We start from the raw sequence: 26,440 nt of genomic DNA on the forward strand, positions 1-26,440 counted from the left end.
CCCCTTGGAACTGCCCCAACCATCCAGAACGCGATTGGAGGCAAGGGGTTCCATGAGAGCATGTGATTATCGCGGCGCTGGTTCCGCCTTGCCGGCCAGGTACTGCTCCAGCCAGTGGATGTGGTAGTCGCCGTTGATGATGTCGGCTTCGCGCACCAGCGCGCGGAACAGCGGCAGCGTGGTCTCGATGCCTTCGACCACCATCTCGTCCAAGGCGCGGCGCAGCCGCATCAGGCATTCGGCGCGGGTCTTGCCGTGCACGATCAGCTTGCCAACGAGGGAGTCGTAATAGGGCGGGATCGTGTAGCCCTGGTAGACGGCGGAATCGATCCGCACCCCGAGGCCGCCGGGCGGATGATATTGCAGGATCCGGCCGGGCGAGGGGCGGAAGGTCTGCGGATTCTCGGCGTTGATGCGGCACTCGATCGCATGGCCGATGACCTGGACTTCGCCCTGCCTGGCCGGCAGGTCGCCGCCGGCGGCGATGCGGATCTGCTCCAGCACGAGGTCGATGTCGGTGATGCTCTCGGTGACGGGATGTTCCACCTGGATGCGGGTGTTCATCTCGATGAAGTAGAACTCGCCGTCCTCGAACAGGAATTCGATGGTGCCGACGCCGAGATATTTCATCTCGCGCATCGCTTTCGCGCAGGTCTCGCCGATCTTGGCGCGCGCGGCGGCAGCGAGCACGGGCGAGGGGCCTTCCTCCCAGACCTTCTGGTGGCGCCGCTGCAGCGAGCAGTCGCGTTCGCCGAGATGGATCGCGCCGCCGCGGCCATCGCCGAGGATCTGAATCTCGATGTGGCGCGGCTTCTGCAGGTATTTTTCCAGATAGACGGAAGCATCGCCAAAGGCGGATTTGGCCTCGTTGGCCGCCGTCGACAGCGCCAGCTGCAGGTCGGCCTCGCTGTGCGCGACCTTCATGCCGCGGCCGCCGCCGCCCGCCGCCGCCTTCACCAGCACGGGGAAGCCGATTTTCCTCGCGATCGCCATCGCATCGTCGTCGGGACCGACGGCGCCGTCCGAGCCGGGCACCACGGGGATGCCGAGGCGCTTGGCGGTCTTCTTGGCCTCGATCTTGTCGCCCATCAGGCGGATGTGCTCGGCCTTCGGACCGATGAAGTGCAGATTGTGCTCGGCGAGGATTTCCGCAAAGCGCGCGTTCTCGGAGAGGAAGCCGTAACCGGGATGCACGGCATCGGCGCCGGTGATCTCGCAGGCCGCGAGCAGGGCGGGCACGTTGAGATAGCTGTCCTTGGACGCCGGCGGCCCGATGCAGACGCTCTCGTCCGACAGCCGCACATGCATGGCATCGGCGTCGGCGGTGGAGTGCACGGCGACGGTGGCGATCCCGAGCTCCTTGCAGGCCCTGAGGATGCGAAGGGCGATCTCGCCGCGGTTGGCTATGAGGATCTTGTCGAACATGTTGTCCTGCAGCGAATGGCGAGTGGCGAATGGCGAGTAGGGAAGGCTGACGCCATTCGCTATTCGCTATTCCCCATTCGCGTCACTCAATGATCACCAGCGGCTCGCCGTACTCGACCGGCTGGCCATCCTCGACCAGGATCTGCGTCACCGTGCCGGCGCGCGGCGAGGGGATCTGGTTCATCGTCTTCATGGCTTCGATGATCAGCAGGGTCTGGCCGACCGAGACCTTGGCGCCGACGTCGATGAACGGCTTTGCGCCCGGCTCCGGCGCCCAATAGGCCGTGCCGACCATCGGCGAGGTCACGGCGCCGGGATGCTTCGACAGATCGGCCGCGGCAGGGACCGCGGGGCTTGCTGCCAGCGGCAGGGCGGCCGGAGGAGCCGTCACCTGCATCGGCATGGTCGCGGCAACGCTGATGTTGCGGGCGACGCGCAGGCGCAGACCCGCTCGCTCGATCTCGATCTCGGTGAGGCTGGTCTCATCGAGCAGAAGTGCCAGCTCGCGGACGAGCGCGGAATCCTCGCTGGAAAACTTTGCGGCTGCTTTGTCGTCTGGCTGGCGCGCCATGTTGTTTGATCCGAATGTTCTGTTGGAAGGGAGCGTCAGGCGTTGGGCTTGATGCCGAGCTTGGCGGCAAGGCCCTGGATGGCGAGGCGGTAGCCCTCGATGCCGAAACCGCAGAGCGAGGCGAAAGCCGCGCGCGCGGTGTAGGAATGGTGACGAAAGCTCTCGCGGGCGTGGATGTTCGTCACATGCACCTCGACCGTCGGAATCTGCACCGCGAGCAGCGCATCGTGCAGTGCGATCGAGGTGTGGGAATAGCCGCCGGCATTGATGATGATGCCCTTCATCTTGCGCCGATGCGCCTCGTGGATGAAATCGATCAGCTCGCCTTCGCGGTTGGATTGCCGGCAGTCCGCCTTCAGGCCGAACGTCGCGGCCGTGTCCCGGCACAGCGCCTCGACGTCGGCCAGCGTCGCATGGCCATACTTGTCGGGCTCGCGGGTCCCCAGCATGTTGAGGTTCGGCCCGTTCAGGACGAGGATCGTGTCGGTTGCAGGTTCGGCCATTCCAATCCCGGAAAGAGGTGTTTCGGCGTGGCGGGGGTTATAGGTAACAAAGCGCGTGAGGGGAAGCCTTGAAGGGCCTCAGCGGCGGGTTCAACCGCCTCATCCAGTGCGCAAAAACCTGTGCGGAAGTCACGGAAAATACTTGTAAACCGTCCTCAAGGACAAGCAGCCGAGCGCTGGCCAGCTGCCGCAGCCCTGGAGCCAAGCTCTCAGCGTGCGCAAAGGGGACGCTACCGTGCAGGCCTTCCAGCCGTCATCGGGCGGTTGGCTGGATCCGCGCGCCTCTCGCGGGGAGGAGCGGTCGTCGCGCCACCGTGCCGGTCAACCGCCACGACTGGATCCCCAGCAGTTCTGGAGCCGCAGGGCTTTCGGCGAAGTCGCCGCGGAAAGCTCGATCTATTTCGATTGCTGACCGGTGTCCGACGGCAGGGGCTTGATGGCGGGGATGGGTGCTGGCTTCGCAGCCGCGGCCGGCTTGCCGCTGTTCGGGGGAGTGGGCTGCTTTTGGGCGGCTGGTGGTTCGGGCGCAGCGGGCGCGGCCTGTCCGATCGACACGGAAAGGCCGAACAGCCGCCATTGTCCATTCACCGGAGCGAACGCTAGATCGAAATTGACCTGGGTCGGCACCGACGGAAAAAAACCGGCCATGCGCATCATGCCGTTGGCCTCGATCTGCGGCAGCAAATTGAGCTGCGGATCGATCACGGCAACGCCGGAGAGATCGAGATTGTCGTTGCGCAGTTTAGCGAAGATCTCGCCGAGCCGCGCCGCCGTGTTGCTCTGGAATCCAGGCGCGCCGATGTCACGCAGCACCGTGTAGTTGCCTGTCTTGTTGGCCTGGTCCAGCGCCAGCAGCGTCGATCTGATCAGGATGACCACCCCGTTACGGTCGATCTGCGCAGGCTTTGGCGCAGGCGAGGCAGGCGTCTGCGCATGGCTGCCGGATGTCATTCCCAACAGCCCGGCCGCGAACACCAGCACTCGCCAGCCGTGCCGCCTGCTTGTCATCACGCTGCCGTCACCATGCGACGGTTACTCCGGCGCGTCCGCCGACGCCGCCTTGCGCAAAGCCGGCGGCGACCCCGCCATTGAGGACAACGTAGTCGTTCAACCGCATCTGTGCGCCCAGGCTCATGGCGTTTTGCCCGCGGAAGGTGCCCCAGTTGGTCGAGATCGCGAACTTCTTGTCCGACGGCAGCGCGGAGCCGCCCATGGCGATGGCGATCGCCGTTCCCTCAAAGGCCTGACGCATCTGCGTCTGCAACGTTGCGACGTTGCCCTGCAGCACGGACACGTTGGTTTGGAGACTTGAAATATCCTGCGTGCTGAAAGGAGCTGCGGCAAGATTGCCGTTGGCGTCGGCGGTGACAATCGAAGTCGGGCCGGACTGCGCCGCGAGACTTGCGGCCGAGGCAATGCCCGACATGCGGTAGGTGTTGGAGCTCGTGCCGATCGAGACCTGGTTGGCGGCGGTCGCGGTCGCGCCGTTGCCGATGGCCGTCGAATTGGCGAATGTCGCCGTTGCGTTCGGGCCGATGGCCGTCGCATTGGAGCCGGTCGCGACCGTAGCATCGCCGAACGCTGCACCGCCGTTTGCTGCTGCGGCCGCGGCACCGACGGCGATCGAACCGGTGGCGCTCGCGCCATTGCCGATTGCGATAGCATTGACGCCCGTGGCGGCAGAATTGACGCCGACCGCGACCGCGCCGAGCGCGGTGGCCTGCGCGCTGACACCCACGGCAGTTGCACCGGTGGCGCTCGCGACGCTGGCTGTGCCGATGGCGGTGGTGCCGTTCCCGATGGCGCTGCTACCCTGTCCATAGGCGCTCGCGGTGGCGCCGTTGGCATTCGCTCCGGCACCCGTCGCGGTCGCGAACCCGCCGTTCGCTAGGCTGTCCTGGCCAGTCGCGGTTGCGAAGGCGCCGTTCGCGTAACTTCCCTGGCCGGTCGCAGTCGCGCTGGCGCCGTTCGCTTCGCTGCCGCTGCCGGTCGCGGTCGCGTTTTCGCCGTTCGCCCAGGCTGCAGCGCCGTAGGCAGTAGCGCTGGCGCCATCCGCGGCCGCCGTTTGGCCGACTGCCGTGGCAAAGCCGGTCGTCGGAAAGGCGTTGCACTGTCCGGTGAGACCTGCCCCGCTGGAGTAACAAAAAGCGAAGGCGGGAGAGATTCCCGCTGCCGTCATGATGCCGGCCGCTGCGGCAAGACTGCGCCGGAGCCCGCCGCCCAGCAGGCTCCTTAGGAGAAGCCACGCGGGCGTCTGGAAGCGTGTCGGTTTCAATCTGTCCCTCATCGACCAGCCCCTGCTGCAAGGCAGCCGCATTGAGATTCCGCGGTGCTCACGCAGGGATTGATCGTTGAAACCTGTGCGGGCCGCATTGCCCAAACGGTAGTGATCTCGTGCTATTGCCCTGCGTGTTGCAGGACCGTCACACCGCCTTTGGATGCGACAAAAACAAGCAGCAGACCCCATTTCGCTGCGGTGCAGTTCCCGCAAATATGCGACTTGCAGTGTTCCGGAAGCAGGACGGCGGCGTGGATCGAGAAGGGCTCGCACTCATCGAGATGTTCTACCAGGCGGCGCTGGAGCCGAGCACCTGGCCCGCGGCCCTCGATGGCTTGAACCGGCGGCTGGGTGCCGAGCACAGCTTTCTTGTCATAGACCATGGCTCGGATGTCACGGCGCCGCTGATCGCGAAGGCCGGAATCGACCAGTCCGATGTCGCGCGCTTGCTGTCGCCGGACGCGGCTCGCATGCTTGGGCCGATCATGGACCGGCGTTCTCCCAGCCTGGCAGCGGGCACCGCACTCACCGGCGATCAGTTAATGGCCGACGCCGAATTCGAGCAAACCGAATTTTATAACGAGATCCTGCGGCCGATGAAAAGATATTACGGCCTCACGGTATGGAACGGCTCGCAGAATCCGTGGCTTCAGATCGCTTCCTGCCGCACCCGCTCGAAAGGCCCCTTTCTGGAGCGCGAGGCGCACGCATTGGAGCAACTGTTTCCCCATTTGACACGCGCGCAACAGCTGCACCGGCGGTTGCGGACCGGGAATGATCGAGTGGCGGGACTGACGGCCGTAATCGAACGGCTCGCGGATGCCGCGATCGTACTTGACGCGGCGGGCCGTCTGCTGGTTGTCAACACGCGTGCACGCCAGATCCTCAATCAACGGGACGGGCTCTCTCAAGTCGCAGGCGCGTTGCAAGCCGCGACCGCAGCCATCACCGATCGGCTCCAGCATGCCATTGCGGAGGCCGCCACGTCGGCGGCCGATCATGGGCGGCGATTGAGTGTGGCGCGCTCTGGCGGGCGATTGCCGTTGCTGCTCGACGTCATGCCGGTCTGGCGACTTGGTCTTCCCGAGCCCGGGATGCGCTCACCGCGCGTCATCATCTTCATCAAGGAGCCGGACGCGCCGCCGCAGATCGACGAAAGGGCGCTCATCGAGACGTTTGGGCTCACGGCGCGCGAATGCCAGATCGTGTGCCTGCTGGCGGGCGGGCTGGGCGTGACGCCAATCGCCGCACGTCTGAAGATTCGAGTCGGCACTGTGCGGCAAAATCTGAAAAGCGTCTTCGGCAAGGCCGCCGTGCATAATCAGGCCGCCCTGGTAGCGTTGGTCCGCAACTTCGGACGTTAGTCTGGGAGCTTGAGGACAGCGCGCGTACGACCGCTTCAGAATTGGCGGCACCAAGAGAAAAGAAGGGCGGGCATCGCTGCCCGCCCCTCAGATTGCCGTGTTCTGCGTCAGACGTTCAGCACAGCCACGATCTCGTAGGTGTCCGGATCGACGATGACGATCTCTTCCCGGACGAGGACGTACTTGTAGCTCCGCCATTCCGGATAGATCGACACGACCCGCGACGGCAGAGCGTGAAGGGTGATGCCCTCCCGCGGAATGCGAGTGCCGACCGAGATCGAGAAGTTCACGTTGGTCACCGGGGCGACGCGCTGCTCGCGGATCACTGACGTGATCTGCGTGCGCTGCTCAGTCGAAAGCTTGGCAGCGGCGCCGGCTTGGCCGACCGTGGTCGAGCTCTGGCCCTGCGCGTTCTGGGTCGAGCTGGTGCCAGTCTGACCCTGCACGTTCTGGTTGGTGCTGGTGCCGGTCTGGCCCTGAGCATTCTGGTTGGTGCTCGTGGTGCCGGTGCCCTGTCGGGTCTCGGTGGTCGAGGTGCCGCTCTTGCTGCCCTCAGCCTTCATGTCCTTCTGGTCCTTAGCACCGGACTTGCTGGTGTCCTGGCTCATGCTCTTGGACTTGTCCTGCTGGGACTTGTCCATCTGGCCCTGCGCGCGATCATCGGTGCGCTGGCCCTTGGTGGTACCAGACTTGTCCTCTGCCGCGTTCTTGTTCATCGCGCCGCCCGAGGAGCGCTCGTCCTTCATCGCGCCGGACTTGTCTTCGGACTTCATCGTCCCGGAGCCGCCGGCCTGGCCAACGGTCCCCTTGTCCTGGCTCATCGAGCCACCGCGCTCAGCAGCGCCGCCGGAAGGTTGCGAATGCTGCATCTGCGCGCCACCGGCGGCGCCGCCGCTGTCGCGGCCCATATTGCCCTGCGCGTTCGCGAGGCCAGTGCCCGCGACGAGCGCGACTGCGGCAACCGAAATCATAAAGCGGTTCAACATCGAAATTCTCCTCACGTGTTCATTCGCGTCATTGCCCGCGCCGACAACGAAAGGGGATTTGAGTTGTTCCGGAACTTCGACTGTTCCGCGGCTTTTGTTTGTTGAACGCCAGATGAATGACTTTGCACGAAGGCGCCAACGTTCAGCGCAAGAAAAAGGGCCGGCATGTCTGCCGGCCTTTTTGTGTTCTCGCTATCGTAAAACTGTGATCAGCAAGTCGCCTTGCCGCAACGGGCAATGCCGATCTTCTCCTTCAGGCTTTCAACACCGACGGCACCGATCACGATCTGCTTGCCGATCACGTAGCTCGGCGTACCGTTCATGCCCATCGCTTCGGCGAGCTTGAAATTCTCCTCGAGGGTGGCGCGCACCTCGGGGCTGGCGATGTCCTTCTCGATGCGAGCCGTGTCGAGACCGGCTTCCTTGGCGGCTTGCATCGCGCGGGCCTTGTCGGCGGCGCCGCGGCCGCTGAGCAGCTTCTGATGGAAGTCGAGATATTTCTTGCCGGAGGGATCCTGCATGCGCACGGCGACCCCGACCTGCGCCGCTTCCACCGAGCCCTGGCTCAGCACCGGAAATTCCTTCAGCACCACCTTCAGCTTCGGATCGCCCTTCATGATGGTCAGCATGTCGTCCATAGCACGCTTGCAATAGCCGCAATTGTAGTCGAAGAACTCGACGAAGGTGACGTCGCCGTCCCTGTTGCCGAGCACGACCTGGCGCGGCGAGTTGAAGATCGCCTCGGCGTTCTGCGCGATGCTGGCCTGGTGCTTCTGCGTTTCGGCCGCGGCCTGGCGCTTGCTGAGCTCGGCCATGGCCTCCTCGAGCACCTCGGGATGGCTGACGAGATAGTTCTTGATGATCTTCTCGATCTCGGTGCGCTGGCTGTCGGAGAAACTGTCGGCCGAGGCGGGCACGGCTGCGCCGAACATGGCGAGCGCGAACAGGGCAGGAGCGAGCAGGCGCAGCGAAGGCATAGTCAAATCCTCTTATCCAAAGCAGGTTTCGAGAACGTCCCGGCGGATTCAGGCCCGGTGTCGTGACGTCGTGGTCGGGCGTCGTTCGAGTTTGCGTCAGTTGCGCGGCGGCTTCGCCGCCACGATGTCGTCGGCCTTGACCCATCCGGGGGTGCCGACGGCGAAACGTGTTTTCGCGCGCGTGGCAAGCTCGCGGGCGGTTTTGTTGTCGCCGCGCAAATATGCGGCCTGGGCCGAGGCGAGATCTGCCTCCGCATAATCTCCCTTCCGGCCATAGGCCATCGCGAGCTGGGTATACCCGAGCGCCGCCTCGGGCTCCCGGGCCACCGCGGCGCGGAGAATCCGAACGGCATCGTCGGTGTAGGCCTTATTATCGGTTCCGACCAGAGCCTGCCCAAGTAACATCTCGATGAGGGGGGCGTTGTTCGAGAGGGCGACGGCCTTGCGCAAGGGAGCGATCGCTTCGGCCGCCTTGCCGCTTTCCAGGAGCGCCTGGCCGCGCACCTCGTAGAAATACGGGTTGTTCGGCTGCACCTGGATCAGCGCGTCGATCTGGGCGAGCGCGCTGCGCAGATCACCGTGCAGATAGGTGCTGATGGCGCGGGCATAGCGCGCCGGCAGGCTGTCGTTGGTCTGGGGATAGCGGCGGTACACCGTCTCCGGCCGCTCCATGAAGGCGGAGATCTTGGCGCGGACCATGTCGTGCCGAAGCTGGAGCGCGGGATCGTCCTTCTTGTTCCAGTAGGGGCTGGAGCTTGCGAACTCCTGTAGCGCGGCGACGCGCTCGGCCGGCATCGGATGCGACTGCAGGTAGGGATCGGCACCGCGCGCGGCGAACAGGCTCTCGCTGGTGAAGCGCTTGAACGTCTCGTACATGCCCTTGGGCGATTGCTGGGTCGCAGCCAGGAACTTCACGCCGGCGCGGTCGGCATTCTCCTCCTGCTGGCGCTGGTAGGACAGCAGCGTGCGGCGGATCACCTCCTGCGGAGCGGCGATGGCGGCCGCGCCAGCATTGGCGAGCCCGTTGTTGCCTACGCTGCTGCGCTGCGTGCTGCCGGCCGCAATCGCGCCGGCGCCGAGCAGCATCGCGATGATCATCTGGGTCTGGGCGGCGGCGAGCTGCTCTCGCAGCTTGGACAGATGGCCGCCCGCCAGATGTCCGGTCTCGTGCGCGAGCACGCCGATGATCTGGTTCGGCGTCTCCGATTGCAGGATCGCGCCCCAATTGACGAAGATGCGGCGGCCATCCGCGACGAAGGCGTTGAACGAGCCGTCGTTGATGATCACCATCTGGATGTTGTGCTTCTCCAGACCCGCAACGCGCAGGATCGGACGCGTGTATTCGCGCAGCAGCTGCTCGGTCTCGGTGTCGCGCAGGACCGGCGGCCCCTTGGCCTGAGCGCGCGCGGCCGAGAACGGCGTCAGCGCGATCGCCGTGGCCGTGACGAGGGCGGTGAGGGCGGAGGCCTTCTTGCGCAATGCGATCTGGAGCGACATCAAGCGGTCTTGGTCAAAAGGGGCTCGGTCAAGTGATCTTGGTCAAGCAGTTCAGTGATTGGTTTTGGTGATTGGCGGCGGACCGGATACGCGATATGCCCTTGTGAACGGTGCCCTTATGAGCCGTACAATGCGGCCAGTCTGGGGCACAAGCGCCCCGTTTACGGACCGGACGGACCGGTTCGCCAGCCAATAGCAGAAATCGATGCGCGACGCGACATTGAGGAACCGGTTGGGGCAGTGGCTCGAGCCCTCCCGCCGCAGCGATGTTCCCCCGTTCATGGTGATGGACGTCATGGCCGCGGCGGCCCGAATCGAGGCCGCCGGCGGTCATGTGATCCATATGGAGGTCGGCCAGCCCGCGGCCGGCGCCCCCAGGACTGCGATCGCGGCCGCCCATGCGGCGCTCGAGGCCGGACGGATCGACTACACCTCCGCGCTCGGCATCCCCGGTCTGCGCGCGCGCATCGCGCGCCATTATCGCGACACCTATGGCTGCGATGTCAGCCCCGAGCGGATCGTGGTGACGACGGGCTCATCGGGCGGCTTCATCTTGGCCTTCCTGTCGATGTTCGAACCTGGCGATCGCGTCGCCGTGACGGTGCCGGGCTATCCGCCGTATCGACATATCCTGACCGCGCTCGGCTGCGAGCCGGTGCTGATCGAGACCACGAACGAAACGCGTCACGCGCTGACCGGCGAGGCCCTGCTCGCGGCGCATCGCAAGGCACCGCTGAAGGGTGTTCTGGTCGGCAGCCCCGCCAATCCGACGGGCACGATGATGTCCCGTGAAGCGCTCGCCGGCCTGATCGCGGCGGCGGAAGATGCCGGCATCCGCTTCATCTCCGATGAGATCTATCACGGGCTCGATTACGCGTTGCCGGCCGTGACGGCGGCCGCGCTATCCGAGCACGCGCTCGTGATCAATTCGTTCTCGAAGTATTTTTGCATGACGGGCTGGCGCGTCGGCTGGATGGTGGTGCCCGAGATCCTTGTGCGGCCGATCGAGCGGCTACAGCAGAACCTCTCGATCTCGGTGCCCGCGCTGTCGCAGATCGCAGCGGAGGCTGCCTTCGACGGCACGGCCGAGATGGAGGCGATCAAGCACGGCTACCAGGAAAACCGGCGCGTCCTGATCGATGGCTTGCCCAAGGCCGGACTGACGAGATTCCTGCCGGCTGACGGCGCCTTCTATCTCTATGCCGACGTCTCGGATTTCACCTCGGACAGTTTTGAATTCGCAAAGCAGATGCTGGAGCAGGCGCGCGTGGCGACAACGCCCGGCCTCGACTTTGATCCTGTCCATGGCCGTTCATTCATCCGCTTTTCCTATGCACGCTCGCTCGATGAGATGCGGGAGGCAGTTGACCGGATCGCTCACTGGCTTAAATAGCCGCCAGTTTCGACAGCCCTCCGGAGTTCGACGTGCCTGACCGTTCCACCCCGTCCGCGGCAACGCCACATTCCTCTCTCGCCGCATTGATGTGGCCGACGCAACCGGGCGAAGCCGTCGGCACGCTGCGTGCCGTCGTGCTGATTGCGCTCGGCACCGCGCTGATGGCGCTGTCGGCCAAGGTAAATCTGCCGCTGCCCTACGTGCCAATGACGCTGCAGACTTTGGTGGTGCTGATGATCGGTGCCGCCTATGGCTGGCGCCTTGGCAGCGCAACCATGATCGCTTACCTCGCCGAGGGCGCGCTCGGACTTCCGGTGTTTGCAGGCCCTGTGGGTGGGATCGCGCCGCTCGTCGGGCCGACCGCAGGCTATCTGTTCGGTTTCGTTGTGGCAGCTTTCGTGACCGGTTGGCTCGCCGAGCGCGGCTGGGATCGCAGCGTCGTGCTGCTGTTTGCAGCGATGGCCGCCGGCCATGTGGTCATTCTTGCCGCCGGCTTCGGCTGGTTGGCCTTTGGCCTCGATCTCGGCGCAGCGAAAGCTTGGCAGGTCGGCATCGTGCCGTTCATTGCGGGTTCGCTGGTCAAGAATGCGCTCGGCGCGGCGTTGATGCCGGCCGCGCGCCGCATCGTCGATCGCCGCGGTTAAACCTGCCACAATTTGCAGCTCCAATTAACGGGCCGGCCAAGTTGATCTTGGCTGGCCCAGCGCTTTGAGGGGAAGTGAAACGATGACGACGACAACAATAGCGGAGGCGCCGGTCGCGCCGCCCGCCGCCAAGCCGTGGTACAAAGTCCTCTACATCCAGGTGCTGATCGCCATCGTGCTCGGCGCCATCGTCGGATGGCTGTGGCCGTCCGTCGCCACCAACGATTGGATCAAGGCGCTCGGCGACGGCTTCATCAAGCTGATCAAGATGGTGATCGCCCCGATCATCTTCTGCACCGTGGTCTCCGGCATCGCCCACATCCAGGACGCCAAGAAGGTCGGACGCATCGGCGTCAAGGCGCTGGTCTATTTCGAGGTCGTCTCGACCTTCGCGCTGGTGCTCGGCCTCGTCGTCGGCAATCTCGTCAAGCCGGGGTCCGGCTTCGGTGGCGGAGCGGCAAACGAAGCGGCGGTGGCCAATTACGCCAAGCAGGCCGCTGGACAAAAGTCCGTCGACTTCGTGCTGCACATCATTCCGGACACCGTGGTCGGCGCCTTCGCGCAAGGCGAGATCCTTCAGGTGCTGCTGTTCGCGGTGCTGTTCGGCTTTGCCTTGATGAGCCTCGGTGAGCGCGGCCACACCATCCGCAGCTTCATCGACGATGCCGCGCACGCGGTGTTCGGCGTCATCTCGATCGTGATGCGCGCGGCGCCGATCGGCGCGTTCGGTGCGATGGCCTACACGATCGGCAAGTTCGGCACCGGCGCGATCCTCAATCTGCTCGGTCTGATCGCGACGTTCTACGTCACGGCTGCGCTGTTCGTGTTCGTCGTGCTCGGCCTCATCGCGCGCATGGCCGGGTTCTCGATCTTCAAGTTCCTCGCCTACATCAAGGACGAGCTGCTGATCGTGCTCGGCACCTCATCCTCGGAAAGCGCGCTGCCGTCCATGATGGAGAAGCTGGAGCGGCTCGGCTGCTCCAAGTCGGTGGTCGGCCTCGTCGTGCCCACGGGCTATTCGTTCAACCTCGACGGCACCAACATCTACATGACGCTGGCGACGCTGTTCATCGCGCAGGCGCTCGGCGTCGAACTCTCCTTCGCCCAGCAGATGACCATCCTGGTCGTGGCGATGCTGACCTCGAAGGGCGCCTCCGGCATCACCGGCGCCGGCTTCATCACACTGGCGGCGACGCTCGCGGTGGTCGATCCGCGCCTCGTGCCGGGTATGGCGATCGTGCTCGGCATCGACAAGTTCATGAGCGAGTGCCGGGCGCTGACCAATCTGTGCGGCAACGGCGTCGCCTGCGTGATCGTCGCCTGGTGGGAAGGCGAGCTCGACCGCGACAAGCTCAACGCCAATCTCGCCAAGGAGATCGATCCGACCGACATGGAGACGGCGATCACCACGGACTGATCGGGCTCTGGCAGCGCGAGCTGCGCTATCAGACTTAAAGCAATAGGGCTGATCGAACTGCTCGATCAGCCCTTCTTCTGTGGGCTAAAATCGCTCGGGCCGATACGGCGTGGGATCGACCGCAGGCGTTTCGCCGCTCATCATCTCCGCGAGCAGGCGTCCGGTCGCAGGGCCCAGCGTGAAGCCCTGATGGCCATGGCCGAAATTCATCCAGAGGCCGGGGTGGCGCGGGGCGGGGCCGAGCACCGGCAGCATGTCGGGCGTGCAGGGCCTCGTGCCGAACCACGGATCCGGCTCGACCCGTTTGCCGAGGTCGATCAGCTCGCGCGCCGAGGCTTCGGCGCTGGCGAGCTGCACTGGTGTTGCGAGTGCGTCCGCGCCGGTCAATTCGGCGCCGGTGGTGATGCGGATGCCCTTGGCCATCGGCCCCATGGCGTAGCCACGGGCCTTGTCGACCAGCGGAAGGTCGAGCGAAGCGCCGCCGCTGTAATGCATGTGGTAGCCGCGCTTGCGCACCAGCGGGATGCGATAGCCGAATTTGTACAATAAATCAGGCGACCACGGCCCGAGCGTCACGACGGCGTGGGCAGCGTCGATGCGGCCCTGGTCGGTGTCCACTGACCAGCCGGTCGCGGTCTGTCGCAGCGACTGCGCATCACCGAGCACGATCCTGCCGCCGAGGCGCGCGAACAACTCGGCATAGGCCGTGACCAGCGCGCCGGGGTCGGACACGGTCCAGGTGTCGAGCCAATGGATCGCTCCCGGGAGATCGTCACGCAGGATCGGCTCGGCTCTGGCAAGCTCGCTGCCCGACAGCACGCGATAGTTCACGCCGAATTCACGCTGATCTTCTTCCGCCGCCTTGATCGAGAGATCCAACGAAGCGCGATCGCGAAACAGCGCTCGGTAGCCGGCGCGGCGGATGAGATTGTCGGCATGCGCCTCGCGGATCAGGGTGTCGTGCTCGGCCGTTGCGTAGGCGATCAGCCGTGCCCAGGCCTCGATCGCCTCGCGATGCCGCTTCGGCGCCGAATGCCACCAATAGCGGAGCAGGGGCTCGACGTGGAGATGCAGCGAAGAGAGGCTGTAGCGCACGTCGTTGGTGCGGCCGGTCGCGATCTTCAAGAGCGAAGCGAGGTCGCGCGGCATCGGATAGGGGCGTACCGCCTCGGCCTGGATCATTCCGGCATTGCCGTAGCTGGTCTCGCGGCCCGGCTCCCTGCGATCGACCAGCGTCACCGACCAGCCGCGCCGCTGCAGATGCAGCGCGGCGCCCACGCCCACCATGCCGCCGCCGAGAATGATCGCGCTTTGCATCGCAGCTGACCTCATCAAATCAAAACCGCCCGGTTGGGCCGGGCGGTTTCAATTCTATTTGTCCCTTTACTCGCCGCCGCCGAAACGGCGTGACCACCAGCCGGCACGACGTGGGGCGGCCGGGGTTTCGCTTGCCGCCTCCGGCGCGGGCTCAGGTGCCGGCGCGGGTGCAGCAACCGGCTCGGTCGCCTCCGCCGCCGGCGTTGCGGGCTCCGCCTGGCTGTTCGCCAGGAAGCTCACCTTTTCGCGCACGGTGGAGCGGCGCCGCGCGGCCCTGTCGCCGGCTGGCTCTTCGTCCGGCGTTGCGGTCGTCGCGGCGGGAGCGGGCTCCGGCTGGGCCGGCGCCTCGGTCCGGATCTCGGCGTGCGGCTCAGGCTCGGCAACTTGCGGCTCGCCGGTCGGCTCGGCCTGCGCGATCGAGGGCGAAGCCTGGCTGCCGAGGCCGTCGAAATCGGCCACTGCATCGGCAGCTTCCGGCGGCGCGTTGGTGCCGAGCTCGTCGCTGATGGAGCCGGCAAGACCTTCCTCGCCGCTACCGCGACGGCGGCGACCGCCGCGGCGACCACGCCGGCGCCGGCGATCACCGCTGCCCTGCTGTTCGCCACGGGCGGCCTGTTCCTCGCCTTCCTCACCGTCCTGCTCGGCCTCGGTCTCCTCCTCGCTTTCGCCGGCGATCATCGCGGGCTCAGGCACGGTCGGCGCCGTATCCTCGCGCAACTCTCCTTCGCGCGGGCCGCCGCGGCCGCGCCGGCGGCGCCGGCGCTTGCGGCGCTGGCCGTCCTGCTCCGAGGCTGCCTCGCCGCCGCCCTGCTCGTCGGCAAGGCCTTCGGTCTCGTCGGTTTCGATCTCGGATTCCGTCTCCAGGTCGAAGACGTCCTCGTCGTCATAGGCCTCTTCGGCCGGTGGCGGCGGGCTCGCAGCGGCTTGCGCAACGAGCAGCGCCTTGGCGGCTTCGAGCGTATGCACCTGCTCGCCGCGGTCGATCACATAGGCCTGCGGGCCGCTGACGCTCGCGTCGGCGATCACCGACAGCGTGACCTTGAAACCGTTCTCGAGATCGCGCAGATGGCCGCGCTTGTGGTTCAGCACATAGAGCGCGACGTCGGTGCGGGTGCGGACCACGAGATTGTGGGTGGCGCCCTTCATCAGGATCTCTTCGAGGCCGCGCAGGAGCTGCAGCGCCACCGAGGACACCGAGCGGACGTGGCCGGTGCCGCCGCAATGCGGGCACGGATCGGTCGAGGATTCCAGCACGCTGGCGCGGATGCGCTGGCGCGACATCTCGAGCAGCCCGAAATGCGAGATGCGGCCGACCTGGATGCGCGCGCGATCCTGCCTGAGGCAATCGGACAGCTTGCGCTCGACCGCGCGGTTGTTGCGCTTCTCGTCCATGTCGATGAAATCGATGACGATCAGGCCGGCGAGGTCGCGTAGGCGCAGCTGGCGGGCGACCTCTTCGGCCGCTTCCATGTTGGTCTTGAGCGCGGTGTCCTCGATATGGTGCTCGCGCGTCGATCGTCCCGAGTTGACGTCGATCGAGACCAGCGCCTCGGTCTGGTTGATGACGATGTAGCCGCCGGAGCGCAGCTGCACGGTCGGCGAGAACATCGCATCGAGCTGGCTCTCGACGCCCATGCGCGAGAACAGCGGCTGGCCGTCGCGATATTGCTTCACCGCGCCGACATTGGCGGGCATCAGCATCTTCATGAAGTCGCGGGCCTCGCGGTGGCCGGCTTCGCCGGCGACCAGAATCTCGTCGATCTCCTTGTTGTAGAGGTCGCGCAGCGAGCGCTTGATCAGCGAGCCTTCCTCGTAGACGAGGGTCGGGGCCTGCGATTTCAGCGTGAGGTCGCGCACCGTCTCCCACATCCGGATCAGATATTCGAAGTCGCGCTTGATCTCGGGCTTGGTGCGGGCGGCGCCCGCGGTGCGCAGGATGATGCCCATGCCCTCGGGCACGTCGAGGTCCTGCACCACTTCCTTCAGGCGCGAGCGATCCTGCGCGCTGGTGATCTTGCGGCTGATCCCGCCGCCGCGTGCGGTGTTCGGCATCAGGACGGCGTAGCGGCCGGCGAGCGAGAGATAGGTCGTCAGCGCCGCGCCCTTGTTGCCGCGCTCTTCCTTGACGACCTGCACCAGCATCACCTGGCGGCGCTTGATGACTTCCTGGATCTTGTACTGGCGGCGCGGGCGGAAGGTGCGCTCCGGCACTTCCTCCAGCACGTCGTCGCCGCCGACGGATTCGACGACTTCCTCTTCGGCATCCTCGCCGTCCTCGTCCTCGTCGTCCTCCTCGGCTGCTTCCCCGGCGTCCGCTTGCGGGGCTTCCGTGCTTTCGCCGGCGGCGTAGACGGCATCGGCCGGTTCGGCGGCCGATGTCACGGCTTCCGCCAGAGGCTCCGCCTGCGCTTCCGCGGCATGAGCCTCGGGAGCGGAAGTCTCGAAGGTTGGAGCCGGCTGCGGCTCGGCAACGGTCTCGACCGCGGGCTCGGCGCCGACCGCCGCGACAGGCGCGGGCGTCTCGTCGGCGTGTTCATGATCGTGATGATCGCGTTCGTCCTCGCGGCCGTGGGCATCATCGTGAGCGTGATGGTGCTCGTCATCGCGGGCATGACGATGTTCGTCATGATCATGGTCGCCATGATCGTGGTCGCCATGATCGTGGCCCTCGTGCTCGCCGTGATGCTCGCTATCGGCGTGCAGATGCTCGCCCTCGGCATGCTCCGGCAGCGCGGCGCCGTCGACCGGCTGGGCGGCGGGATCGGCGCCGGCTTCGAGACCTTCGACGATGTCGCTGCGCACGCGCTCGCCATGACCGCGGCGGCGGGCGTTGCGGTGCCGCGAGCGGCGACGGCCGTGCGAGCGGTTCTCGCTTTCTTCCTCGGCCTCGCGATGGGCCTGTTCCTCGGCCTCGATCAGCGCCTGCCGGTCGGCGACCGGGATCTGGTAGTAGTCGGGATGGATTTCGCTGAAGGCGAGAAAGCCGTGGCGATTGCCGCCATATTCGACGAAAGCGGCCTGGAGCGAGGGTTCGACCCTTGTGACCTTGGCGAGGTAGATATTCCCGCGCAATTGCTTGCGTTGCGCGGTCTCGAAATCAAACTCTTCGACGCGATTGCCGCGGACCACGACGACCCGGGTCTCCTCCGGGTGGGTGGCATCGATCAACATCTTGTTGGGCATGTCTTAACTCTTGGCGGCGGCGGACGCGATAAGCCGTGGGCGCGTATCGCGCCGGCGGGTGACGCGACGGTCCACCTGATTCGGGGCTGAGGGGAAGGCCGAAACGCCGTCTCTCGCGCCTTGCCGAACCGGAAGCTTCAGGACCATTGCGACGCACGGGATTGTCACTCCGCAGCGTCGCGAATGCTCCTTCAGATTTCGTCGGCACAGTCTGGCGCATCAAGCGTCGGCCCGTATGAAACACTGGGCGGCGAGGCCGCCCTTCAATCAGTTGCTGCTGGCCAGGCACGGCGCGCGCGCTCGCCTTGGGGATCACGAACCGCCCCCTTGGGATCAAGGGACCGGGTAATGGGTTACGCCGCTGTCAGAACCGTCCCGGCAACATGAGTGGTAGCCCGAGACCGTCCGCCGCCGGGGCTTGACCCGCTCCACCTCGCTGCCGCGCACCGCGCTGGTCATAGAGGGAAGCGGAAAACGCTGGAATTCTCAAACCTTGAGAGTTCCGGCGCTGCACCGGGAGGCTGAATGCGACACAACCGGAAATATCGGCCGTCAGCATTCCGTACATACGAGGAATGAGCCATCCGTGCAAGGGAGCGTCGCACGGCGGTCACAGTCGCCGAGTTTCGCGTTTCCGTCATTAAGGATCGATTAACCCTGTGGTTCTATTGCGTTAAGAGAGCTGCTCGGAGGCACGGAATCGGTGGCGAGCCGCACAAATCGACGGATTTTGCTGGGGGGCGTGTTGCTGTGCACTGCGGCATTGCCCTGTGCCGATTCCGCGCGCCTGATCGCTGCGGAGAGCCGGCTGCAACCTGCTGCGGTTGCGGCGAATTTTCCGGTCGCCTCGGCCGCCCGCCTGGCCGGCGACGGCAAGCAGACCCGCTTCATCCTCGACCTCGACCAGACCGTCACCTTCCGCGCCGTCACGCTGGCCGACCCCTACCGCGTGGTGGTGGACGTGCCGCAGGTCAATTTTCAGCTGCCCGCGGGGACCGGAAGTGGGGGGCGGGGGCTGGTCAAGGCCTTCCGCTACGGGCTCGTCATGCCCGGCGGCTCGCGAATCGTGTTCGACCTGTCCGGACCGGCGAAGATCGCCAAATCCTACGTGCTGGAGGCGGCCAACGGCCAACCGGCCCGGCTCGTGCTCGAGCTGGAGGAGGTCGACCGCACCGCCTTCGTGTCGTCACGTGGCCCCGAAAACCGTCCCGAGCTGCGGCCCGCGATCGCTGAAGCGCCGCCTGCCACGGTTCCCAGCGCCGCGGCCCCGGATGGCGCGCAGCAGAAGGGTGATACTCGACCGGTGGTGGTGATCGATCCCGGCCACGGCGGCATCGACAACGGGACGCAGTCGAGCGGCGAGAGCGAGAAAAACCTGGTGCTGGCCTTTGGCCTGGCGCTCCGCGACAAGCTGGAAAAAGCCGGCAAGTACCGCGTGGTCATGACGCGGGACGACGACACCTTCGTTCCGCTCAATGACCGCACCAAGATCGCCCGCAATCTCAAGGCGGCCTTGTTCGTCTCGATCCACGCCGATGCGCTGCCGCGGGCGGAAGGGGATGCGCAGGGCGCGACCATCTATACGCTCTCCGACAAGGCCTCCGACGCCGAGGCCCAGCGGCTGGCGGATGCGGAGAACCGCGCCGATGCGATCGCCGGCTTCAACCTCGCGGAAGAGCCGACCGACGTCGCCGACATCCTGATCGACCTCACACAGCGGGAAACCCGCACCTTTTCAAACCGTTTTGCTCGCCATTTGATGAGCGAAATGAAGCAGACCGTGCGGATGCACAAGCATCCTCTGAAATCCGCCGGCTTCCGGGTCCTGAAGGCGCCCGACGTGCCATCGGTGCTGGTCGAGATCGGCTACGTCTCCAACAAGGCAGATCTCGAGCACCTGGTCTCCGAGGGCTGGCGGTCCCGCGCCGTGGGCTCGATGGCCCAGGCGATCGACGGATTTTTGACCAAGCGGATGGCCACGGCCGGGACGTCGAACTGAGCCGGTTTGTTCGTCCCGGCCCAAAGGCCCTAGTTTGGCCACAGCGGACGCTTTATAGAAACCGGTAGAGGGTTCCGGAATCGGCGAGAACCTGTTCGGCAAGCGTCTTAAGTCCGGCCTCGATGTGATTGCGTAAGCCGGTGAATTCGCGACGTGAGATTGGTGCCGTTTTGTGTGCCAAAGGGCTGATACTGGGCTGATCCAGAGTTTGAACGGATAAACAGATAATGCGCTTGCTGGTGCGGTTCATGGGCTTCCTGTTCGCCGCGGGAACAGTGGTGTTCCTTGTTGGCGTCGGGGCCGTGGCAGGCCTGATCTGGCATTTCTCCAAAGACTTGCCGGACTACTCTCAGCTTCAGGATTACGAGCCGCCGGTGATGACGCGTGTGCACGCGGTCGACGGTTCGCTGGTCGGCGAATACGCCAAGGAGCGGCGGCTGTATCTGCCGATCCAGGCGGTGCCGAAGCTCGTGATCAACGCCTTCCTCGCGGCCGAGGACAAGAATTTCTACGAGCATGGCGGCATCGACTACACCGGCATGGCGCGCGCGGGCCTGCTCTATCTGCAGAACTACGGCTCCAACCGCCGGCCGCAGGGTGCGTCCACGATCACCCAGCAGGTCGCCAAGAACTTCCTGCTCACCAACGAGGTCTCATTCTCGCGCAAGATCAAGGAAGCCTTGCTGGCGATGCGCATCGAGAAGACCTATTCGAAGGACAAGATCCTCGAACTGTATCTCAACGAGATCTATCTCGGCCTCGGCGCCTACGGCATCGCGGCGGCCTCGCTGGTCTATTTCGACAAGTCGGTGAACGAGCTGACAGTGGCGGAAGCGTCCTATCTGGCGGCGCTGCCGAAGATGCCGGCGACGCTGCATCCGGTCCGCAACCGCGACCGCGCCATCGAGCGCCGCAATTACGTGATCGACCGTCTCCTGGAAAACGGCTGGATCAAGCAGGCCGACGCCGACAAGTCGCGCAAGGAGCCGCTCGCCGTCACCAGCCGTTCCAACGGCGCCCACACCTTTGCCGGCGAATATTTCGCCGAGGAAGTCCGCCGCGACATTTTCGAGCGCTACGGCGAGAAGAAGCTCTACGAGGGCGGCCTGTCGGTTCGCACCACGCTCGATCCGAAGATCCAGGTCATGGCGCGCAAGGCCATGGTCGCCGGCCTCGTGAACTACGACGAGCAGCAGGGTTATCGCGGCGCCATCAGCAAGCTCGACATTTCGGGCGACTGGGGCGTGAAGCTCGCCGAGATCAAGTCGCTGTCCGACATCTCGCCTTGGCGCATGGCGGTGGTGCTGGAGACCAGCGATCAGTCGGCACGGATCGGCTTTCAGCCTGGCCGCGAGCTCGGCGGCGCGGTGAGCAAGCAGCGCGAGACCGGCATCATCACGGTCGACGGCGTGCGCTGGGCGCGGGCGCTGCAGGGCGGCACGAGAGGCAAGACGCCGACAGCGGTGTCGCAGGTGCTCCAGCCCGGCGACGTCATCTATGCCGATCCCCTCTACAAGGACGGCCACCCCGTCGAGGGCCAGTACCGGCTTCGCCAGATTCCGGAAGTCTCCGGCGCGATGGTGGCGATGGATCCCTGGACCGGCCGCGTGCTCGCGATGGTCGGCGGTTTCTCGTTCGACCAGAGCCAGTTCAATCGCGCCACGCAGGCCTACCGGCAGCCCGGTTCGTCGTTCAAGCCGATCGTCTATTCGGCCGCGCTCGACAACGGCTACACGCCCTCGACCGTCGTGCTCGACGCGCCGATCGAGATCGACCAGGGGCAGGGCGCCGGCGTGTGGCGGCCTGAAAACTTCTCCTCCGGCAAGTTCCAGGGACCGGTGACGCTGCGCAATGCGCTGCGGCAGTCGCTCAACACCGTGACGGTGCGGCTCGCGCAGGACATCGGCATGCCCTTGATCGGCGAATATTCCCGCCGCTTCGGGGTCTATGACGAACTGCCGAACTATCTTTCCTACGCGCTCGGCGCCGGCGAGACGACGGCGATGCGCATGGTCACGGCGTACTCGATGCTCGCCAATGGCGGCCGCCGCGTGAAGCCGACGCTGATCGACCGTATCCAGGACCGTTACGGCCGCACCATCTTCAAGCACGACCAGCGCGAATGCCGCGGCTGCGACGCGCCGGGCGGCTGGAAGAACCAGCCCGAGCCGCAGCTGATCGATCGCCGCGAGCAGGTGCTGGATTCCATGACCGCCTATCAGATCACGGAGCTGATGGAGGGTGTGGTGCAGTCCGGTACGGCCACGGTGATCAAGGAGGTCGGCAAGCCCGTCGCCGGCAAGACTGGCACCACCAACGAGGCGAAGGATGCCTGGTTCGTCGGCTTCTCGCCGGACATCGCAGTCGCAGTCTACATGGGCTACGACAAGCCGCGCCCGCTCGGCAAGGGCAATGCCGCGACCGGCGGCCATCTCGCCGCTCCGATCGTGCGCGACTTCCTCAAGCTCGCGCTCGCCGACAAGCCTGCGGTCCCGTTCAAGGTGCCCGCCGGCATCAAGCTCGTCCGCGTCGTCGCCAAGACCGGCATGCGCGCCGGCCCCGGCGAGACCGGCGGAACCATCCTCGAAGCCTTCAAGCCCGGCACGGCGCCGCCGGACAATTATTCGGTCATCGGCGTTGCCGACGCCGACGGACGCGGCATGCCGGTGCAGCAGCAGCAGCCGGATTCCGGCTTCCTCTTCCGGCCGGGCACTGGCGGGTTGTGGTAGGCCGCGGATAAGACCGACGATCACGGTTCGGGCAGTTGCGCTTTGCGGCTGCCGCCGCTACATCCCCTCTCGAACTGCACGCGGGATTCCGCAAGACAGAGAACAACATGCGCGCCGAAATCGAACGGTTGGTAGAAGAGATCAAGCAGTCGGTCGGGCTGCTGAGGAGGCATCTTTGACGTCGAGAAATCGACGGCGCGCCTCGCTGAGCTGAACAAGCTCGCAGAAGATCCCAACCTCTGGAACGATCCCCAGAAAGCTCAGAAGCTGATGCAGGAGCGCACCTCGCTGGAGGATGCGCTCAGCGGAATCGGCAAGGTCGAGCAGGAGCTCGAAGACGACATCGGCATGATCGAGCTCGGCGAGGCCGAGGGCGATGACGGCGTCGTCGCCGAAGCCGAAGCTGCGCTGAAGAACCTCAAGAAGGAAGTGGCGCGGCGCGAGCTCGAGGCGCTGCTGTCGGGCGAGGCCGACCGCTTCGATTCCTATCTCGAAGTCCATGCCGGCGCCGGCGGCACCGAGAGCCAGGACTGGGCGCAGATGCTCCTGCGCATGTACACGCGCTGGGCCGAAACCCACGGCTTCAAGGTCGAGTACCTCGAAGAGTCCGAGGGCGAAGAGGCCGGCATCAAGTCGGCGACCATCCAGGTCTCCGGCCACAACGCCTATGGCTGGCTCAAGACCGAAGCCGGCGTGCATCGCCTGGTGCGCATCTCGCCGTTCGATTCCAACGCGCGGCGGCACACCTCGTTCTCGAGCGTGCAGGTGTTCCCCGTCATCGACGACAGCATCAAGATCGACATCAAGGAATCCGACGTCCGCGTCGACACGATGCGTTCGGGCGGTGCCGGCGGCCAGCACGTCAACAAGACCGAATCCGCGGTGCGCCTGACGCATATCCCGACCGGCGTTGCCGTGGTCTGCCAGGCCGGCCGCTCCCAGCACAAGAACCGGGCGCAGGCCTGGGACATGCTGCGCGCGCGCCTGTACGAGATCGAGCTCAAGAAGCGCGAGGAGAAGGCCGCCGCCGACCAGGCCGCCAAGACCGACATCGGCTGGGGCCACCAGATCCGCTCCTACGTGCTGCAGCCCTACCAGATGGTGAAAGATCTGCGCACGGGCGTGCAGACCTCCGACACGTCGGGTGTACTCAATGGCGAGCTCGACGAGTTCATGGCCGCGACGCTGGCGCAGCGTGCCTTCGGCACCACGACCGGCGACATCGAGGACGTAGACTAGCCGTGCCGCGTGTCGCCTTCATCGGGCTCGGGCGGATGGGCCATGGCATGGCCGGCCGCTATCTCGATGCCGGCTTCACGGTGACGGTGTGGAATCGCAGCAAGACAAAGGCAGCGGACCTGATCGCGCGCGGCGCGATTTGGGCGACCTCGCCGGAGGACGCCGCGATCGATGCCGACGCGGTCGTGACCATGGTCGCCGACGACGAGGCCTCGCGCGCGGTTTGGCTGGCGCCGCAAGGAGCGGCCAAGACGGCGAAGGCCGGCACCATCGCGATTGAATGCTCCACCGTCTCCTATGACCATGCCCGTGAGATGGGCCGCGAGTTCAACGCGCGCGGGCTGATCTACATCGATTGCCCCGTGACGGGATTGCCGGACGCGGCGGCGGCCGGGAAGTTGACGCTCTTGGTTGGCGCCGACGCGGCCGATCTCGAGCGCGCGCGGCCCTATCTGACGCCGATCGGCGCGACCATCCGCCATTTCGGCGCGGTCGGCTCCGGCACGGTCTACAAGCTCATCAACAATCTCATGGGCGCGATCCAGATCGCCGGCCTCGCCGAGGGTCTTGCGATTGCCGAGCAGGCCGGGCTCGACATGAACCTGGTGCTGGAATCGATCCAGGCAGGCGTCGCGGCAAGCCCGCAGGTCGCGCGTCACTCCAAGCGCATGGTCGCCCGGGATTTTTCCGGAGCGACCTTCACTGCAGCGCTGCGGCACAAGGATGCCGCCTATGCCGTGAAGCTCGCCGAGAGCCTGCTCGCGGGCAAGCCGCTAGTCGCGCGCGCCGCAGTCGAGGCCTACGCGCAGGCGAAAGCGGCGATGCCGGATGAGGACGAAGGCAGGATGATCGAGCTGGTGTCGCGGCCAAAGACGCCTGCCTCATAATTTCGGCCTAGCAACGCAAGGCGGCGGACTCCGGCCTTGCAGGTGTTCGGCTTCTGACCCGGGCTCGTTCGTCGCGATAGTGACATAACGCCGTTGTTTATCGTGCCTGCGCTTTTTAGAAGCGAGGAGGAGCCGATCGATGAAAGCTGAAGACGCCGCGGATATGATGGATCAGGAGCAGGTGAACGACCGCTTCAAGCAGCGCGCGGCGGTCGGCATCGCCATTCTGGCGATGCTGCTCGCCATCACCGCGCTTGGCGGAGCCAACGCCGGCAAGGAGGCGACCAACAACAACATCTATGCCGCGAACCACTATGCCTTCTACCAGGCCAAGACCATTCGCCAGACCGACTATAACCTCGCGGCCGACGCGATCGAACTGGCGTTCCTGCAGGACGAAAGCCTCAATGCCGAGGCCAGGACGGCCCTGAAGGCAAAAGCGGAGGCCTATCGCAAGACGGCAGCACGCTACGAGTCCGAGCCCGAGACGCAGGAGGGCAAGAAAGAACTGATGGCGCAGGCCAAGGACTACGAGGGCAAGCGCGACCATGCACTGAAGCAGGATCCCTACTTCGACTATGCCGAAGCTCTCCTGCAGATCGCCATCGTGCTGATCTCGGTCTCGATTGTCGCGACGCTGCCGTGGCTTGCGATCGTCGGCGGCATTGTCGGTGCTGCGGGTGGCCTGCTGATGGTCAACGGCTTCACACTGGCGGTCCAGATACCGTTTCTGGCCGCGTAGAGGTCCGCACGCGGTTGCGGTGCAAGTGCTGCTGGCGCGCTGGATATTCGTGAGGAGCCTACGCGCACGCGGTGATGCCTGATGAGGATGAAGGCAGATGATCGAGCTGGTGTCGCGGCCGAAGAAGCCTGGCTAGGGCGTGTCCTCATACTTCAGATTAGCAACGCAGAGCGGAAGTCTCCGCCTTCAGGTGTTCGGCGGCTTGTGGATCCAAAACGGACGTTCCCATGGATCGGCGCGTACGCTTCGCTAGGCTTTGGCTTTTGGACGTTCGGCGCGCGCCCAGACCTTGAGCTCGAGCGCGTCGGACACCGCCTTGATCAGGAGCGCGCGGCCCTCGCGCACCGCTTGCGAGTGAGTTCGGTCCAAATTCTCGCAGAGTGCCCAGGTTACGAATTGCCCCTTAATCGGTCCCCAACTGATTGCATCCCCCAAGCCATGCTCAAAGACCGAAGAGGCTGGCACGACGGCATATCCGACTCCGCGGCGTGCAAGGTCGAGGCAAAGGCTCAGCGTGTCGGTCTCGACGGCCAATCGAAACTGCATACCTTTGCGTTCCAGGGCGTGCTCGATCTGGATCCGCGCCACATTCGGACGTCCCGGAAGCACCAGCCGCAAGCCGTCAAGCCTAGAAAGTGCGACCGGTTTTTCGGGGTGTAGTGCATCCTCTCTTCGACCGACCAGCACCATCGGTTCGCGCACCAGCGGCGTCTTGCGGTAGCTGGCGGTAGGCGAGGAGTCGTACGGCACAATGGCAATGTCGAGCAGGCGCGCGGACATGTACTCGCGCAAGATATTGCTGACACCCTCGTAGACACGGAGCGTGATACCGGGGTGCCGCTCCGCAAGCTTCTCCACGAAGGGGGATGTCACCACCTGTTGCCATGCGGGCGGCGTGCCGATGGCAAGTTGGCCCGAGGCCTTTTCGCCGACCTGCTCTCTGAGGAGAGTAAGCTGGCGCAACAGAGGACGGGCGCGATCAGAGAGCATCTTGCCAGCCTCCGTGAGGTCGACGCCGCCCGGAGTGCGGATGAACAGCTTGTTGCCCATCTGGTGTTCGAGGAGCGCAATGTGCCGCGACAACGCCGGCTGCGACAGATGCACGCTCGCAGCTGCCTTGTTGATGCTGCCGAGTTCAGCCACGCGCAGGAACAATTCCAGCAGGCGTACTTCAACAGTCATCACGACCTCGAGGGTTATACAGCCAGTGAATAACAATCATAGTCAATTGGCATTATAAGGATAACTCATACTGCTCCTAGAGTCCTGACGTCACGTGCCAACGA

Annotated in this window: 20 protein-coding genes; 9 read left to right on the forward strand and 11 right to left on the reverse strand. The window is 65.3% G+C overall.

The features are described 5' to 3' along the window. Positions 1–66 precede the first annotated feature (66 nt). From accC to ACVWYQ_RS03240, 5 genes are all read right to left on the reverse strand, one after another. Positions 67–1,425 (reverse strand): acetyl-CoA carboxylase biotin carboxylase subunit, encoded by a 1,359-nt coding sequence (gene accC / locus ACVWYQ_RS03220; protein WP_456725415.1) that lies wholly within the window; start codon positions 1,423–1,425, stop codon positions 67–69. 82 nt (positions 1,426–1,507) lie between these two features. After that, entirely contained in the window at positions 1,508–1,996 is a 489-nt protein-coding gene (gene accB, locus ACVWYQ_RS03225; RefSeq protein ID WP_157285923.1) for an acetyl-CoA carboxylase biotin carboxyl carrier protein, read from the reverse strand. Positions 1,997–2,031: 35 nt separating this feature from the next. Continuing rightward, on the reverse strand, positions 2,032–2,499 hold the full coding sequence (gene aroQ, locus ACVWYQ_RS03230; RefSeq protein WP_157285922.1) for a type II 3-dehydroquinate dehydratase: 468 nt from the start codon (positions 2,497–2,499) through the stop codon (positions 2,032–2,034). Positions 2,500–2,895: 396 nt separating this feature from the next. After that, a complete protein-coding gene (locus tag ACVWYQ_RS03235; protein WP_246732384.1) occupies positions 2,896–3,450 on the reverse strand; it encodes a hypothetical protein in 555 nt (184 codons plus the stop codon). A 67-nt stretch (positions 3,451–3,517) separates the two neighbouring features. After that, positions 3,518–4,774 (reverse strand): YadA-like family protein, encoded by a 1,257-nt coding sequence (locus tag ACVWYQ_RS03240; protein WP_456725416.1) that lies wholly within the window; start codon positions 4,772–4,774, stop codon positions 3,518–3,520. Between the two features lie 230 nt (positions 4,775–5,004). Between ACVWYQ_RS03240 and ACVWYQ_RS03245 the strand changes: the two genes are divergently transcribed. Beyond that, entirely contained in the window at positions 5,005–6,141 is a 1,137-nt protein-coding gene (locus ACVWYQ_RS03245; RefSeq protein ID WP_456725417.1) for a helix-turn-helix transcriptional regulator, read from the forward strand. 107 nt (positions 6,142–6,248) lie between these two features. Here ACVWYQ_RS03245 and ACVWYQ_RS03250 read toward each other — a convergent pair whose 3' ends face one another. The 3 genes from ACVWYQ_RS03250 to ACVWYQ_RS03260 all read right to left on the reverse strand — a co-directional run bounded on the left by ACVWYQ_RS03250 (position 6,249) and on the right by ACVWYQ_RS03260 (position 9,601). Further along, positions 6,249–7,127 carry a DUF1236 domain-containing protein gene (locus ACVWYQ_RS03250; RefSeq protein WP_456725418.1) on the reverse strand — a complete coding sequence of 293 codons (879 nt, stop codon included), beginning with the start codon at positions 7,125–7,127 and terminating at the stop codon, positions 6,249–6,251. Positions 7,128–7,336: 209 nt separating this feature from the next. Next, entirely contained in the window at positions 7,337–8,104 is a 768-nt protein-coding gene (locus ACVWYQ_RS03255) for a DsbA family protein (protein ID WP_036022886.1), read from the reverse strand. Positions 8,105–8,200: 96 nt separating this feature from the next. After that, the gene (locus tag ACVWYQ_RS03260) at positions 8,201–9,601 is read right to left on the reverse strand and encodes a M48 family metalloprotease (RefSeq protein ID WP_036022887.1); all 1,401 of its coding nucleotides are present in this window, start codon (positions 9,599–9,601) and stop codon (positions 8,201–8,203) included. 205 nt (positions 9,602–9,806) lie between these two features. Here ACVWYQ_RS03260 and ACVWYQ_RS03265 point away from each other — a divergent pair, with 205 nt between their 5' ends. The 3 genes from ACVWYQ_RS03265 (at position 9,807) to ACVWYQ_RS03275 (ending at position 13,058) form a co-directional block, all read left to right on the forward strand. After that, positions 9,807–10,994: a pyridoxal phosphate-dependent aminotransferase gene (locus tag ACVWYQ_RS03265; protein WP_456725419.1), complete on the forward strand. Its 1,188-nt coding sequence runs from the start codon at positions 9,807–9,809 to the stop codon at positions 10,992–10,994. 89 nt (positions 10,995–11,083) lie between these two features. Continuing rightward, positions 11,084–11,641 carry a biotin transporter BioY gene (locus ACVWYQ_RS03270; protein ID WP_404546223.1) on the forward strand — a complete coding sequence of 186 codons (558 nt, stop codon included), beginning with the start codon at positions 11,084–11,086 and terminating at the stop codon, positions 11,639–11,641. Between the two features lie 82 nt (positions 11,642–11,723). Continuing rightward, positions 11,724–13,058 (forward strand): dicarboxylate/amino acid:cation symporter, encoded by a 1,335-nt coding sequence (locus tag ACVWYQ_RS03275; RefSeq protein WP_404541356.1) that lies wholly within the window; start codon positions 11,724–11,726, stop codon positions 13,056–13,058. Positions 13,059–13,142: 84 nt separating this feature from the next. Here ACVWYQ_RS03275 and ACVWYQ_RS03280 read toward each other — a convergent pair whose 3' ends face one another. Further along, entirely contained in the window at positions 13,143–14,375 is a 1,233-nt protein-coding gene (locus tag ACVWYQ_RS03280) for an NAD(P)/FAD-dependent oxidoreductase (protein ID WP_271546725.1), read from the reverse strand. 66 nt (positions 14,376–14,441) lie between these two features. After that, positions 14,442–17,558 (reverse strand): Rne/Rng family ribonuclease, encoded by a 3,117-nt coding sequence (locus ACVWYQ_RS03285; protein WP_442869366.1) that lies wholly within the window; start codon positions 17,556–17,558, stop codon positions 14,442–14,444. 703 nt (positions 17,559–18,261) lie between these two features. Here ACVWYQ_RS03285 and ACVWYQ_RS03290 point away from each other — a divergent pair. From ACVWYQ_RS03290 to ACVWYQ_RS03310, 5 genes are all read left to right on the forward strand, one after another. Beyond that, positions 18,262–19,557 (forward strand): N-acetylmuramoyl-L-alanine amidase, encoded by a 1,296-nt coding sequence (locus ACVWYQ_RS03290; protein ID WP_271546719.1) that lies wholly within the window; start codon positions 18,262–18,264, stop codon positions 19,555–19,557. Between the two features lie 227 nt (positions 19,558–19,784). After that, complete coding sequence (locus ACVWYQ_RS03295; RefSeq protein WP_404541351.1) at positions 19,785–22,286, forward strand: penicillin-binding protein 1A; 2,502 nt, start codon at positions 19,785–19,787, stop codon at positions 22,284–22,286. A 107-nt stretch (positions 22,287–22,393) separates the two neighbouring features. Further along, a protein-coding gene (gene prfB / locus ACVWYQ_RS03300) for a peptide chain release factor 2 (protein ID WP_100213343.1) occupies positions 22,394–23,525 on the forward strand; the annotation gives its coding sequence in 2 pieces (ribosomal slippage) (positions 22,394–22,462 and positions 22,464–23,525; 1,131 coding nt in all). Positions 23,526–23,527: 2 nt separating this feature from the next. Beyond that, positions 23,528–24,412: an NAD(P)-dependent oxidoreductase gene (locus ACVWYQ_RS03305; protein WP_404541349.1), complete on the forward strand. Its 885-nt coding sequence runs from the start codon at positions 23,528–23,530 to the stop codon at positions 24,410–24,412. A 139-nt stretch (positions 24,413–24,551) separates the two neighbouring features. Then, complete coding sequence (locus ACVWYQ_RS03310) at positions 24,552–25,154, forward strand: DUF4337 domain-containing protein (RefSeq protein ID WP_404541347.1); 603 nt, start codon at positions 24,552–24,554, stop codon at positions 25,152–25,154. Positions 25,155–25,403: 249 nt separating this feature from the next. Here the strand turns inward: ACVWYQ_RS03310 and ACVWYQ_RS03315 are convergent, their stop codons facing one another. Next, positions 25,404–26,336: a LysR family transcriptional regulator gene (locus ACVWYQ_RS03315; RefSeq protein ID WP_157285908.1), complete on the reverse strand. Its 933-nt coding sequence runs from the start codon at positions 26,334–26,336 to the stop codon at positions 25,404–25,406. Between the last annotated feature and the right edge of the window lie 104 nt (positions 26,337–26,440).

This window comes from Bradyrhizobium sp. USDA 3397 (assembly GCF_054060965.1).

Coding starts and splice junctions, on each gene's coding strand:
- ACVWYQ_RS03315 (WP_157285908.1), bottom strand. CDS start 26,336: ATGACTGTTGAAGTACGCCTGCTGGAATTGTTCCTGCGCGTGGCTGAA.
- accC (WP_456725415.1), bottom strand. CDS start 1,425: ATGTTCGACAAGATCCTCATAGCCAACCGCGGCGAGATCGCCCTTCGC.
- ACVWYQ_RS03265 (WP_456725419.1), top strand. CDS start 9,807: ATGCGCGACGCGACATTGAGGAACCGGTTGGGGCAGTGGCTCGAGCCC.
- ACVWYQ_RS03270 (WP_404546223.1), top strand. CDS start 11,084: ATGTGGCCGACGCAACCGGGCGAAGCCGTCGGCACGCTGCGTGCCGTC.
- accB (WP_157285923.1), bottom strand. CDS start 1,996: ATGGCGCGCCAGCCAGACGACAAAGCAGCCGCAAAGTTTTCCAGCGAG.
- ACVWYQ_RS03275 (WP_404541356.1), top strand. CDS start 11,724: ATGACGACGACAACAATAGCGGAGGCGCCGGTCGCGCCGCCCGCCGCC.
- ACVWYQ_RS03255 (WP_036022886.1), bottom strand. CDS start 8,104: ATGCCTTCGCTGCGCCTGCTCGCTCCTGCCCTGTTCGCGCTCGCCATG.
- ACVWYQ_RS03260 (WP_036022887.1), bottom strand. CDS start 9,601: ATGTCGCTCCAGATCGCATTGCGCAAGAAGGCCTCCGCCCTCACCGCC.
- ACVWYQ_RS03310 (WP_404541347.1), top strand. CDS start 24,552: ATGAAAGCTGAAGACGCCGCGGATATGATGGATCAGGAGCAGGTGAAC.
- ACVWYQ_RS03250 (WP_456725418.1), bottom strand. CDS start 7,127: ATGTTGAACCGCTTTATGATTTCGGTTGCCGCAGTCGCGCTCGTCGCG.
- ACVWYQ_RS03285 (WP_442869366.1), bottom strand. CDS start 17,558: ATGCCCAACAAGATGTTGATCGATGCCACCCACCCGGAGGAGACCCGG.
- aroQ (WP_157285922.1), bottom strand. CDS start 2,499: ATGGCCGAACCTGCAACCGACACGATCCTCGTCCTGAACGGGCCGAAC.
- ACVWYQ_RS03235 (WP_246732384.1), bottom strand. CDS start 3,450: ATGACATCCGGCAGCCATGCGCAGACGCCTGCCTCGCCTGCGCCAAAG.
- ACVWYQ_RS03280 (WP_271546725.1), bottom strand. CDS start 14,375: ATGCAAAGCGCGATCATTCTCGGCGGCGGCATGGTGGGCGTGGGCGCC.
- ACVWYQ_RS03295 (WP_404541351.1), top strand. CDS start 19,785: ATGCGCTTGCTGGTGCGGTTCATGGGCTTCCTGTTCGCCGCGGGAACA.